Genomic DNA, 12,336 nt, shown 5'->3' on the forward strand with positions numbered 1-12,336 from the left:
CAGGCGTAACTACGCCAGCTTAAGCTAACGCTTTGACGACTGCCTGACCCATTTCGCTAGTGCTGACTTTGGTCGTTCCAGCTTCGTAGATATCGCTTGTACGCAAACCCTGCGCAAGCACCTTCTTGACCGCCGCTTCTATCCGATCAGCCTGCTCAGCCTTATTCAGAGAGTAACGCAGCATCATTGCCGCGGACAAAATCGTCGCCAAAGGATTGGCAATGCCTTTGCCCGCGATATCTGGTGCGGAACCATGCGAAGGCTCATACAACCCTTTGTTATTTGCATCCAACGATGCTGATGGCAGCATACCAATGGATCCGGTCAACATTGCCGCAGCATCCGACAGAATATCGCCAAACATATTACCAGTAACGATTACATCAAATTTCTTAGGTGCGCGCACCAATTGCATCGCCGCGTTATCGACATACATATGCTCCAACGCGACATCCGGATATTCTTTATGAACGTCAGTAACAATATCACGCCAGAATTGAAAGGTTTCAAGTACGTTAGCTTTATCCACGCTGGTCAAACGCTTGTCGCGTTTAAGCGCAGTCTGGAAAGCTACATGCGCAATGCGACGGATTTCCGTCTCGGCATAGCGCATGGTATCAAAACCTTCGCGCTCGCCTTTGAAGGCACCATCAGGTGCAGTACGCACACCACGTGGCTGACCGAAATAAATGTCACCAGTTAATTCGCGAATAATCAGGATATCCAGACCGGATACGATTTCTGGTTTAAGTGTTGATGCACCAGCCAACTCGGGATACAGAATCGCCGGACGCAAATTCGCAAATAACCCTAAATTTTTACGCAGGCCCAGAATCGCTTGTTCTGGACGCAATGAGCGTTCCAATGAGTCGTATTGATAATCACCGACCGCACCGAACAAAATCGCATCCGCTTCTTTCGCCAATTTTAGTGTTGCGTCTGGCAACGGGTGACCATGCGCAGCATAGCCAGCACCGCCGACAGCGGCAGTTTCCAGAGTGAATTTTTCGTCTAACGCGTTCAGGACGTTGACCGCTTGGGCGATAATTTCAGGACCGATACCATCGCCAGGCAAGATTGCAATTTTCATGTTTTGTAAATAATTAAGTTCAAAAAACGCTGGAACGCAGACGCATGATTAACGAGCCCGATTTCATCGTACAAATGTGGTTTCACGTATAGCGGCGCATTAATGTAATGCGCCACCCTCTATCGCATCAAATCGTATTTGCCAACCATGGTTGTTCAAATAAATGGCGATCTTCGAATTCGCGGATTTTGTCAGCCTGACGTAGAGTCAAGCCAATATCATCGAGACCATTCAGCAAACAATACTTACGGAATTCACCGACTTCAAATGGATAGGCAACATCGCCGTTCGCAGTCGTGACCAGTTGTTTTTCCAAATCGATAATCAAACGAAATCCGGGGAACGCTTTAACTTCGTCAAATAAACGGTCAATTTGGGTTTCTGGCAAAACGATCGGTAGCAAACCATTTTTATAGCAATTATTGAAGAAAATATCGGCAAAGCTAGGCGCAATCACGGTTCGAAAACCATATTGATCCAAAGCCCATGGCGCATGCTCACGTGAGGAGCCGCAACCGAAGTTCTTTCGTGCCAATAAAACAGAGGCTCCCTGATAGCGCGCTTGATTCAGCACAAAATCAGGATTTATTGGGCGCTTTGTATTATCCATGCCCGGCTCGCCATGATCCAGGTAACGCCATTCGTCAAACAGGTTCGGTCCAAATCCAGTCCGCAGAATGGATTTTAAGAATTGCTTCGGAATGATGGCATCGGTATCGACATTGGCACGATCCAGCGGTGCCACCAAACCATCTAATACGGTAAATTTGTTCATGACATTTATTCCAAAATAGGGGCCATTCAGACGCCAGCACAAGCGCTGGCGAACCGATTTACTTTCCCTGAATTTTTTCGCCTACGTGTTCGACATCCTTGCCGAAACCTTGAAACGTATTACAGCCAGCCATCAACGTGGCAGCGGCAGCAAAAACACATAAAGTAATGATTTTTTTCATATTTTTGATATTAAAAGATAGGACTAGAGCGAACGAATATCAACAAAATGACCGGCAATACCGGCCGCCGCGGCCATCGCCGGACTCACCAGATGAGTACGTCCACCAGCACCCTGACGACCTTCAAAATTGCGGTTTGAGGTTGATGCGCAACGCTCACCAGGCTCGAGACGATCTGCATTCATCGCAAGACACATCGAGCAACCAGGCTCCCGCCATTCAAAACCAGCATCTTTAAAAATTTTATCCAGGCCTTCGCGTTCTGCCTGTTCTTTGACCAGTCCTGAACCTGGCACCACCATCGCCAACTTAACGTTAGAAGCACGGAATTTTCCCCGTACTACGACCGCGGCAGCACGCAAATCTTCAATGCGTGAGTTGGTACAGGAACCGATAAATACTTTATCGATACGAATATCTTCTATCGCGGTATTTGGTTTCAGCGCCATGTAAGCTAACGCTTTTTCCATGCCATCGCGCTTGGTTGGATCTTTTTCTTTGTCTGGATCAGGTACACGGCCATCGATCGCCACGACCATTTCAGGCGACGTACCCCAAGTAACTTGGGGCTTGACCTCAGCAGCATTTAATGTGACCACCAAGTCGAACTTAGCACCGACATCGGTGTGCAAGGTGCGCCAATAACTGACAGCGCGCTCCCAATGCGGGCCGACTGGCGAAAACGGACGACCTTTAACATAGTTAATCGTCGTGTCATCCACTGCAATCATTCCTGCTCGGGCGCCAGCCTCAATAGCCATATTGCAGACTGTCATCCGGCCTTCCATCGAAAGCGCACGAATTGCTGCCCCACCGAATTCAATCGCATATCCAGTGCCGCCAGCAGTCCCGATTTGGCCGATTATCGCCAATACGATGTCTTTTGCGGTCACGCCATTCGGGATCACACCCTCAACCTGAATCAGCATCGACTTGGATTTTTTTGTCAATAACGTCTGAGTAGCCAGTACATGCTCAACTTCAGAGGTGCCGATACCGTGCGCCAGACAACCAAACGCGCCGTGCGTAGAAGTATGTGAATCGCCGCATACCACCGTCATACCTGGCAGCGTCGCACCTTGCTCAGGTCCGATTACATGCACGATCCCTTGGCGCAGGTCATTCATACCGAAATAAGTCAGGCCATACTGTTTGGCGTTCGCATCCAATGTTTCGACTTGCAGGCGCGAGACCGGATCAATGATCCCGTGCGCACGATCAGTCGTTGGAACGTTGTGATCAGCGACGACCAGATTAGCTGGAACGCGCCATGGCGTCCGTCCAGCCAGCTTTAGACCGTCAAAAGCCTGTGGGCTAGTCACTTCATGTAATAAATGTCGATCAATATAAAGAATCGCTGTGCCATCCTGTTCGGCATGGACAACGTGAGATTCCCATAATTTGTCGTAAAGAGTTTTGAGCATGATCAATCGCGTACAAGGACGCGCTAAACGGTGGGATTAGCCTCGGATTATGCCATAGTTGTGGGGTTCAAATTTCGGTTGCATGCGGCAAAGTGACATAAAAACATCGCCCATTAACTGCGATTTGCGCCAATAAAGAGAGTTCGCACTCCTCGACCAAACATCGATCAGCTTATATATACGTAATTTATGGCAATGCCGCCGCACTGTTTAAGTGGCAAAATAACAAGCAATCGCCCGCTCCCCATTGCATCAACTACTTAAATCAAAGGCGCGCAAACCGCGAAAATTTTATTTTTCCCGTCGCCAGAGCGGTCCCCACCAACACGACCAGACAGCCAATCATCATCGTCTGCGTTACTTCTTCCCGCAGAAAAATGGCACCCCAGACTACGCCGAAGATTGGAATCAAAAAGGTGACGGATGCCGCATATGCAGAACCGACATTTTCAATCAGTCTGAAATACAGAATATAGGCAAAACCCGTGCACACTACGCCCAGCGCCAGTAACGAATACCAGGAGGACGCAGAAATCGCCTCCGTCGGCCAATAAAACAAGGCAAATGGAAGTAATACGATTGTGGCAAAGAATTGACTTCCGAAAGCGACAACGAACGGGGGCACACCCACTAAACGTTGTTTAGAATAATTGACGCAATAGCCATACAACAGCGTTGCCAGTAACGCTGCGCCAGTCGCCAGCCACACACTTGGCAGACCACCGTCGATTTTGTCCCACACCAAGATAATTACGCCGATTAATCCAATCAATAAACCAGCCACCTGCACTCTGCCCAACGGGATTTTTAACCATGCCATCGCGATCAGCGCTGCCCATAGCGGTGTTGTCGCATTTAAAACCGCATCAAAACCCGCATTAACGTAAAGCGTTGAGTAAGCAAACAAGCAAAACGGCAGCGCTGAATTGAAAACGCCAACCACCATTAATGGCAAGGCCTTTGTCCTGAAATGCTGGCGTGCGCTAGCCGAACGCAGCGCAGGTGCGAGAACCACCGCGGCAATTCCCACTCGCAAAAAGATTAAGGCGACCGGCCCAAACTCCGGCGCACCTATTCGCATAAAGAGAAATGAAGCGCCCCAAATTGCGGCTAATAATAGGAGTTCGAGAATATTCATTTTTCGCGGAGGAGTTTCGAGAGAAGTTGTACGTTCGGCAAAAGGGCAAGGAAAGATGCAAAAGTCTGCCAGCAATTAAGATTGTAATGAAATCGTATTGCCCAGTCTGGCCAAATTCGGACACAGCAACAAAGACTAATATCTACAGTCAAATCGACGGTATCGGCAAATTTTAATCAGATTAGCAATAATCCCCACCTAACCGCCCTACTTATTTCGTCGCAGCAAATGACCAGCCGCATTTTCCTCAAAACGCCCTGCTTCTTCGATATAGCCCTGCACTGTGCCGTCATGACGCCAGCCTCCCTGCCGTTTTATATCCTGAAAACGTGCTCCGGCACGATAAGCGCTGGTCGCCATTCCGCGCCGCAGGCTATGACTACTTAATTGCGGCACATAGGGCAACCCGGCCAACATGGCGGCTGCAGTCAAAATACCGTTCAGGCTAGCTTCATGCATAGCCTCCTCACCAATTTGCCCCCATTTGTTAATGCTTTTAAATAGTGGTCCGGAAGTAATTTCTGCCGCAGTTATCCAGGCACGCAAAGCCGTCGGGGGACAGCAAGTCTGATCGCCGAACGGAATTGCTTTAATCACGCCCTCGCCTTTTTGATCCGTCTTGGAGCGCGGCAACGTTAGCAGCAATCCCTCTGGCTCCCAAGTAATGTGTTCGACTTGAAGCTGTACCACCTCGCTGCGCCGATACGCACCAAAGTAAGCAATCTGCAGCAGCGCGTTGTCACGCAGTGCTTTCAGCGTTCCAAGTTTCTGCAATGCCGACACAATTAACGCCATATCTTCTACAGGCAATGCTTTTGCCTTGCGTGCTGGCTGACCATTTTTACGCTGTATGCCGAGCAATGTTTTACGCACAGTCGGCGTTGCGGCCGGATCGGGGAAATTCTGCTGACTATGCCACTGCGATAACGCCGTCAGACGCAGGGCCAATGTCCGCGGGTTCAACAACTCAGCATGCCCCAGCAGATAGCGAAGAATCGTCGCCTCATCCCCCGGCAAAACCCCACCCCATTCCAAATAATGGCGAATCGCCGAGCGATACGTTTTACGCGTGTTATCGGAGGTAGCAGCAGCCAGAAACTCACGATGCTGCTGTTGCCAGGCGTCGATTGATTGCGCGCTGGGCGACGCTTTCTCAATCAACGCCTGATTAGAGTTAATGCGGATCTTCATACGGTCATCGCTCATCTAACCTGAACCTCATCTCTATTATAAAAAAGCGGTATCGCATAAATACCAAACCCAACGCGCCAAGTCCGTTGCCTCAAAAATTTAGAGCCCCAATTTTTGAAGACTGTTTTTTCATCCAAACCACACCGTAATACGCATTACAGCAAGCAGCGCCATCATACCAAACATAACATTCGATAACATACATTATCGAATGTTATAAATTAGAAAATTAATGTTATTAAATATCATAATTTAAGATAATATTACGTATCATGTAATATGTTACTAAAGGATAAAAAATGGGTCGCATTGGAATTTTGTATTCTGACGTTTTGCAGGCTGCTGTTAAATTAACCGCTGAGGGCAAAAATCCCACTGTTGATAACGTACGTGAAGAATTAGGGAGTACCGGCAGCAAAAGCACCCTCGCCCCGCTCTTAAAACGGTGGAAGGCAGAGCAGCAAGGAACGATTGGAAGCATCGATATCGGCATCCCGCCAGCCTTCATCGATGCAATGAAAACCGTGTACGACAATCTGCAAACCAATGTCGAGCAAAGAATGGAGCAGGCACAAGAGGCACATCGGCTAGAGTTGGATGCGATGGCGGAAACATTGCAGCGCCAGCACGAAGAAAATACGGCCGCCGCTGAAACGAACGCCCATTTGACCGAGGACGCCGCGCGCGCCCAGCAGGTATTTGAACAGCTGCGCGCAGAACAACGAGGGCTAAATCTAACGTTGGCAACAGTGCAAGCTGAAAATGCCGGTTTGCATAATCGCCTGTCAGACCGTGCAGCTGAAATTGCAACGATCAATCAGCAATTAACTTATGCACGGACGCAGTTCGAGCATTATCAACAGGCCAGCACACTGCAACGCGCCGAAGAACGCAGCGGATTTGAGCAGCGATTGATGCGAACAGAACAAGAATTGACGAGCAGTCGACAGCAATGCAGCGCGCAGCAGCTAAAAATAGTGCAGCAGGAAGCATTGCTAGAACAACTTCCTTTGCTGCGCGAGGAGCTAGGGCAATTACAAGAAGCGTTCAATAGCGAGCGTCAACAAGCCGTGTTAATCAGCAAGGAACATAGTCAGTTGTCGTATCAAGTAGCGCAGTTGCGCTCTGATCGCACCGCGCTAAAAGACACGCTCGTAACGACCCAGCAAACGCTTGATGCGGCGCGCATGCGGTTTGCTGTAGAAGAAAAGGAGAAATCGATGCTGACAGAACGTATTAAGGACGCAGAGGACAAATTAGAAAAATTACGTGAGGAAAAAAGTAGTTTGCTGCAAGAACGGGCCACATTACAGGCCCAAGCATTGATGATTCCGACTCCGACCGAATCTAAACTGAGCTAAGTAACCGATGCGCTGAAAAAATTAGCAAGATCAGTCGGAACAAGATCCCATCAGAACAATCGGAGATTAATCCGATATTTTATCCGCCACGAATACATCCGTATCCGCGTCTTTAAAAGCCTGAACCAATGATTCCGGTATCGGCTTATCGGTAAACAAGGCATCAATTTTAGACAGTTCACTCAGCTTCACTAATGCGGAGCGCATAAATTTGGAATGGTCGGCGACTAAAAATACCGTGCGGGAATGGGCAATAATAGCCTCTGCCACGCGGACTTCACGATAATCAAAATCGCGTAAAGCGCCATCGGGATCGATACTAGAAACGCCGATGATGCCAAAATCCACCTTAAAGCGCTGAATAAAATCGATCGTTTCTTCGCCAGTAACCCCTAAATCACGCGCCCGCACCACGCCGCCAGCAATGATCACTTCGCAGCCGGGATAACCGCTCATGATCGCAGCAACGTTAAGGTTGTTAGTAATAACGCGTAAGTTACGGCGACGGCTGAGGGCCTTGGCGACTTCTTCAGTCGTTGTGCCGATGTTGATAAATAAGGTTGCCTGATCGGGAATATGTTCGGCGACCAACGCCGCAATCCTGCGTTTCTCTTCAGATTGCAATCCCTGCCGCGCGCCGTAGGCAATATTCTCAGCACTAGAAGGCAAACCAACACCACCGTGATAACGCTGCAGCAGATTTAGCTCCGACAGCATATTAATGTCACGTCGAATGGTTTGTTGCGTCATCCCAAAACGATTCGCCAAATTTTCTACTGTGACAAAACTTTCACGCTGGACGTAATTGAGTATTTCCTGCTGACGTACATTTAATGCAATGACCGGTGTCTGTGTCATATAACGAATTCCGTCTTGGTGTCGGTAGTCAAAAATAATTGAAATGTATTTTTATTTTTCTGGGCGAAGCTTTTTATTGGCGCATGGATACGGCAAACTAAACCAAAACTACCTTGGACATGGCATCAGGACGCAATCCCATGCAATCTTAGTTCCCAATAGATTCATCGACAAGGAAAGCATTTTACCGGCTGAAAGTCATGCCAAAGCAATAATGGCGATTGTTTTTTATACCTTAGGAGAAATATGTCATTGCACTTTGCGTTTTCCACATACATATAACTATCAGAGATACGCGTAGCGTCCTGAAATTTCTTACCATTTTTGCAATCACCCCACACCATCTATGCAATTGATAACGCAATTTAACCTGACAAAACGTACACTGTGCGCTTCGCAATTAAAAACGTTTTCATGCTATCCACACTTAAACTGATTGCCGTCGATCCAGACTCCCCCAACGTTGAATATCTGACTGCTTTGGTAGACACGTTGCGACCACCAAATCCAGAAAACGGCAGCGAAGCCGCAGAAAAGATTCGCGTGCTGGTGGAGTTGCTAAAAAATGATCCGCTTCAAGCCAGTGCGCTAAGGCATTATTTATGCCGACTGTACGCGACTCGGCGTCAAACAAGTTTATATACCGACATCGGGATTCTGCCCAACGCCGGCTTCTTCACGGAACTGTTTCAGCGCATATCTTATAGAGTGCTGCCGCCCGCGTTAGACGAGGCTTACTTAAGAGATTGCCTGGACCGCGTTCTACCGGCAGAAACGGATTACCTATGGCTGAATGCAATCTCCACCAAAGAATGGCTAGACCTGATTGCGGTTCTGGATAATGCATCGCCGTTGAGAGCTACGCCATCCGACGCCGAAACTCCCAACGCAAACGGGGTTGAGCATGCCAGCACTGCAACCAGTAAATCCTCCGACGAAGCCCGCGACCGGCGCAAAACGATCGTCGAGTTATTGGAAGCCACGCAAACTTTGTCGTATCGCGTCAGCGCGATGGGCTTGGAACCGTCCTTAATTCGTTTATATCCGGAAATGGAAGATTTCGAATCGCCTTTTCTGATGCAAAACGTCGAATTACATCGCTACTTGGCAGACTATCGCCGTCGTCTTGATGATGAGCACGCCACGAATAGCGATGCGCTTACCGTTACTAAAACAGACGATGCCATAGAAATAAACGCGGAAAAAGACGACGACTCAGTCGATGAGCAATTCTCACCGACGCTAGTTGAAGACGCTAAACATCTGCATGTCATGCTGGATCAATGCGACGACGTCGTCATCAAAATTCGCAAAAATGCGCTAAAAAAAGGCACCAGCGTTGCTCTGACTTATTTATTGGTGCGTCTGGATCAAAACATAGCGCGCCTACGCAAACTGTTGGCACTGGTTGAGATAAATAACAGTGCAGATGACGCGAACATCGTGGCATCAGTCGACGATCAGGCAAAAGATGCAAAAGATGCAAAAGAAAATACCTTAACGCCAGCGATAACATTTACCGAACTATCCAAACGCACTGCCGCCATCGCGCTGGCAAGAGAACTGGTTGAAGCGCATAACCGCAAATATGCAGTGCGCGAGTTATTTGCCAACAACATTAACTTGCTCGCCAGAAACATCACCGAAAATGCCAGCCGAACCGGCGAACATTACATTGCAGAAAATCGCAGCCAATTCAATGCAATGTTCCGCTCGGCATCCGGTGCAGGCGTTGTCATTGGATTTATGGCGCTGCTGAAGATTCTATTCTCCTATTTACGCGCCGCGCCGCTGGTTGAAGCTTTTTTGTTCAGCATGAATTACTCGGTCGGCTTCATGCTAATTCACGTTTTACACTTTACGGTCGCTACCAAGCAACCGGCAATGACCGCGTCGCGGATTGCCGCCGGATTACACAGCAAAGATGGACGCAATATCGATATAGATAGTCTGGTCGAGTTAATCGTTAAAGTATTGCGCACCCAGTTTGTGGCAGTGGCGGGCAATCTTTTAATGGTGTTCCCAGTCGCCTATCTCATTAGTACTGCCTGGTTCTATTTGTTTGGTCACCATCTGGTCAGCCCTGACAAAGCCCAGCATTTACTCCACGATATTGATCCTTTAAATAGCCTGGCGCTGTTTCATGCTGCTATTGCTGGCGGTTGTCTGTTTATCGCCGGTCTGATTTCGGGCTATTACGACAATAGTGCGTTATATACTCATATGGCAAAACGCATAGAGCGTGCGCGTTGGTTGGGGAAAATACTTGGCAAGGAACGTTTAAGTAAGGTCGCGCATTACCTTGAGGGCAATCTGGGCGGCTTAATGGGTAACTTTTACTTCGGAATTCTATTGGGCACGATTGGCACCATCGGATTTATGGTCGGCTTGCCAATTGATATTCGCCACATTACATTTTCAGCTGCGAACTTCGCTATCTCTCTAGTTGGGCTGAATAATGAAATGGCCTGGCATACAGTCGTGCGTTCGATTCTTGGCATATTAGCTATCGGTACTATTAATCTGTGGGTCAGTTTTTCATTGGCTTTATTTGTCGCCTTACGCTCTCGCCAAGTACGGTTTCAGCAAAGCCTGCCGCTTGCAAAAGGGATATTTGCGCGTTTCATTAAACGCCCTATCGACTTTTTTATACCGCCGAAAATTGTCGTGTCGACGACTAGTGAAAGTGAAAATAATCTGGCAGGATAACTATGACCTCTCAATGACCTTTGTTTAATAAATCCACGGCCAACACCGGATCAAAGATTGCTCGGGTAATGATATTTTGACTATATACTTATTGTCATGCTGTTTAGCCTGATATAAAAAGATCCGCGATGTCAAATTCCTCCCGATTTCACCGCTTGCAACGCCTACTTTTTCTAAGCTTGTTCGGCCTGATGGTCGCTGCGTGCGCCTCCCTGCCAAACGTCAGCGACTTTAGTCAAACGGAGCCTGCCAACGCTAACTTAGCAACCGGCAACTCCCCGGAAAATACTCTTTTAACAAAAAGAACACCCTCAGTTCTGGCTAATAAACTGCGCCACTCTCACGTCGATTTGAAAAAGTTAGCCGCCCTGGAAGATGCAGCCACTAGTACACCGCTGATTTCCGGTAATAAAATAACGCTGCTGTTTGATGGACCGCAAACACTTAATGCAATGATCGAGGCCATTTCGAATGCCAAAAATAATATTAATTTTGAAACATATATTTTCGATCAGGATGAACTTGGTTTACGTTTTGCTAATTTATTAATTGAAAAGCAACGCGCTGGTGTGCAGGTCAATATTATTTATGACGGCGTAGGAACCCTAGGCACGCCTGCCGAATTTTTTGACCGGATGCGTAATGCAGGGATTAAGCTAGCTGAATTCAATCCCGTCAATCCGCTCAAGCGGTTTGGTCGCTGGCGTCTGAATAATCGTGATCATCGAAAAATTTTGGTCGTTGATGGAAAAATTGCCTTTACCGGCGGCGTCAATATCAGCGCGGCCTATGCCAACAGTTCGTTATTCAGGTCGAAGAAAAAAGCCAGCGGTTCGGTAGGATGGCGCGACACCCATATCAAGATTGAAGGACCGGCAGTCGCCTCGCTGCAATTGTCATTTATGCGTTCGTGGTCGGGGCAGGCTAGCGAGGATTTGCCCGATCTGGACTACTTTCCAACGTTAAGCAATGCCGGTGACAAAGTTGTGCGCGTCGTCATCAGTCGGCCGCGAGGCGACTTTTCACTTTACAAGGCATATATCCAGGCGTTTCAGAATGCGAAGACAAGCATCCACATTACGACGCCCTACTTTGCTCCCGACTCACAAATGGTACAGACATTAATCGATGCGGCCGCACGGGGAGTCGACGTCAAAATGATTTTTCCTAGTGTTTCCGACAACAGTTTAGTATTTCAAGCGGGGCAATCGTACTACGACCAATTGCTGGCGGCCGGTATCAAAATTTATCGCTTAAAAGTCGCTGTGCTGCACGCCAAAACTGCTGTGATTGATGGCGTCTGGTCAACCGTTGGTTCAGCAAATCTCGATATCCGCAGCTTCCTGCATAACTACGAAGCAAACGTCATCATTCTCGGTGACGAGTTTGGCCGTGAAATGGAAAACGCGTTTCGGGATGATCTCAACACATCGGAAGAAATCACCAAACAAGCCTGGGACCAACGTTCGATGGCGGACCGGATTAAGGAATGGGCAGCGAGATCGTTCGAATACTGGCTTTAAAAGTGTAAAGCTTCAACGACAACATAGCTGCCCATACTTAGAATGCGACGAATGTATCTGCCAATCGTCGCGTTGCGCGCCATGAC

10 protein-coding genes are annotated in these 12,336 nt (G+C 48.1%); 3 read left to right on the forward strand and 7 right to left on the reverse strand.

The annotated features are described in order from the left end of the window. Positions 1 to 19 precede the first annotated feature (19 nt). The 6 genes from leuB to C7W93_RS03995 all read right to left on the reverse strand — a co-directional run bounded on the left by leuB (position 20) and on the right by C7W93_RS03995 (position 5,799). The gene (leuB, locus tag C7W93_RS03970) at positions 20 to 1,090 is read right to left on the reverse strand and encodes a 3-isopropylmalate dehydrogenase (protein WP_108438855.1); all 1,071 of its coding nucleotides are present in this window, start codon (positions 1,088 to 1,090) and stop codon (positions 20 to 22) included. A gap of 127 nt (positions 1,091 to 1,217) precedes the next feature. After that, positions 1,218 to 1,865, reverse strand: coding sequence for a 3-isopropylmalate dehydratase small subunit (gene leuD, locus C7W93_RS03975; protein ID WP_108438856.1), 648 nt, complete (start codon positions 1,863 to 1,865; stop codon positions 1,218 to 1,220). A gap of 58 nt (positions 1,866 to 1,923) precedes the next feature. Continuing rightward, positions 1,924 to 2,046 carry an entericidin A/B family lipoprotein gene (locus C7W93_RS03980; protein ID WP_108438857.1) on the reverse strand — a complete coding sequence of 41 codons (123 nt, stop codon included), beginning with the start codon at positions 2,044 to 2,046 and terminating at the stop codon, positions 1,924 to 1,926. Between the two features lie 23 nt (positions 2,047 to 2,069). Then, on the reverse strand, positions 2,070 to 3,470 hold the full coding sequence (gene leuC, locus C7W93_RS03985; RefSeq protein ID WP_108438858.1) for a 3-isopropylmalate dehydratase large subunit: 1,401 nt from the start codon (positions 3,468 to 3,470) through the stop codon (positions 2,070 to 2,072). A gap of 265 nt (positions 3,471 to 3,735) precedes the next feature. After that, positions 3,736 to 4,608 (reverse strand): DMT family transporter, encoded by an 873-nt coding sequence (locus tag C7W93_RS03990; RefSeq protein WP_108438859.1) that lies wholly within the window; start codon positions 4,606 to 4,608, stop codon positions 3,736 to 3,738. A 207-nt stretch (positions 4,609 to 4,815) separates the two neighbouring features. Continuing rightward, entirely contained in the window at positions 4,816 to 5,799 is a 984-nt protein-coding gene (locus C7W93_RS03995) for a tyrosine-type recombinase/integrase (RefSeq protein ID WP_108440468.1), read from the reverse strand. 299 nt (positions 5,800 to 6,098) lie between these two features. Between C7W93_RS03995 and C7W93_RS04000 the strand changes: the two genes are divergently transcribed. Then, the gene (locus tag C7W93_RS04000; protein ID WP_108438860.1) at positions 6,099 to 7,160 is read left to right on the forward strand and encodes a DNA-binding protein; all 1,062 of its coding nucleotides are present in this window, start codon (positions 6,099 to 6,101) and stop codon (positions 7,158 to 7,160) included. Between the two features lie 66 nt (positions 7,161 to 7,226). Here the strand turns inward: C7W93_RS04000 and C7W93_RS04005 are convergent, their stop codons facing one another. Next, the gene (locus tag C7W93_RS04005) at positions 7,227 to 8,018 is read right to left on the reverse strand and encodes a DeoR/GlpR family DNA-binding transcription regulator (RefSeq protein ID WP_108438861.1); all 792 of its coding nucleotides are present in this window, start codon (positions 8,016 to 8,018) and stop codon (positions 7,227 to 7,229) included. A 414-nt stretch (positions 8,019 to 8,432) separates the two neighbouring features. Between C7W93_RS04005 and C7W93_RS04010 the strand changes: the two genes are divergently transcribed. Further along, a complete protein-coding gene (locus C7W93_RS04010; protein WP_108438862.1) occupies positions 8,433 to 10,727 on the forward strand; it encodes a site-specific recombinase in 2,295 nt (764 codons plus the stop codon). A 128-nt stretch (positions 10,728 to 10,855) separates the two neighbouring features. Continuing rightward, positions 10,856 to 12,250, forward strand: a complete 1,395-nt coding sequence (gene cls, locus C7W93_RS04015; protein ID WP_225869743.1) for a cardiolipin synthase — start codon at positions 10,856 to 10,858, stop codon at positions 12,248 to 12,250. Positions 12,251 to 12,336: the final 86 nt, after the last annotated feature.

The sequence above is a fragment of the Glaciimonas sp. PCH181 genome (genome assembly GCF_003056055.1).
Lineage (GTDB): Bacteria > Pseudomonadota > Gammaproteobacteria > Burkholderiales > Burkholderiaceae_D > Glaciimonas.

Bases quoted from the DNA above. Each gene is read 5' to 3' on its own strand.
- leuB (WP_108438855.1), bottom strand. From the start codon at position 1,090: ATGAAAATTGCAATCTTGCCTGGCGATGGTATCGGTCCTGAAATTATC.
- leuD (WP_108438856.1), bottom strand. From the start codon at position 1,865: ATGAACAAATTTACCGTATTAGATGGTTTGGTGGCACCGCTGGATCGT.
- C7W93_RS03980 (WP_108438857.1), bottom strand. From the start codon at position 2,046: ATGAAAAAAATCATTACTTTATGTGTTTTTGCTGCCGCTGCCACGTTG.
- leuC (WP_108438858.1), bottom strand. From the start codon at position 3,470: ATGCTCAAAACTCTTTACGACAAATTATGGGAATCTCACGTTGTCCAT.
- C7W93_RS03990 (WP_108438859.1), bottom strand. From the start codon at position 4,608: ATGAATATTCTCGAACTCCTATTATTAGCCGCAATTTGGGGCGCTTCA.
- C7W93_RS03995 (WP_108440468.1), bottom strand. From the start codon at position 5,799: ATGAAGATCCGCATTAACTCTAATCAGGCGTTGATTGAGAAAGCGTCG.
- C7W93_RS04000 (WP_108438860.1), top strand. From the start codon at position 6,099: ATGGGTCGCATTGGAATTTTGTATTCTGACGTTTTGCAGGCTGCTGTT.
- C7W93_RS04005 (WP_108438861.1), bottom strand. From the start codon at position 8,018: ATGACACAGACACCGGTCATTGCATTAAATGTACGTCAGCAGGAAATA.
- C7W93_RS04010 (WP_108438862.1), top strand. From the start codon at position 8,433: ATGCTATCCACACTTAAACTGATTGCCGTCGATCCAGACTCCCCCAAC.
- cls (WP_225869743.1), top strand. From the start codon at position 10,856: ATGTCAAATTCCTCCCGATTTCACCGCTTGCAACGCCTACTTTTTCTA.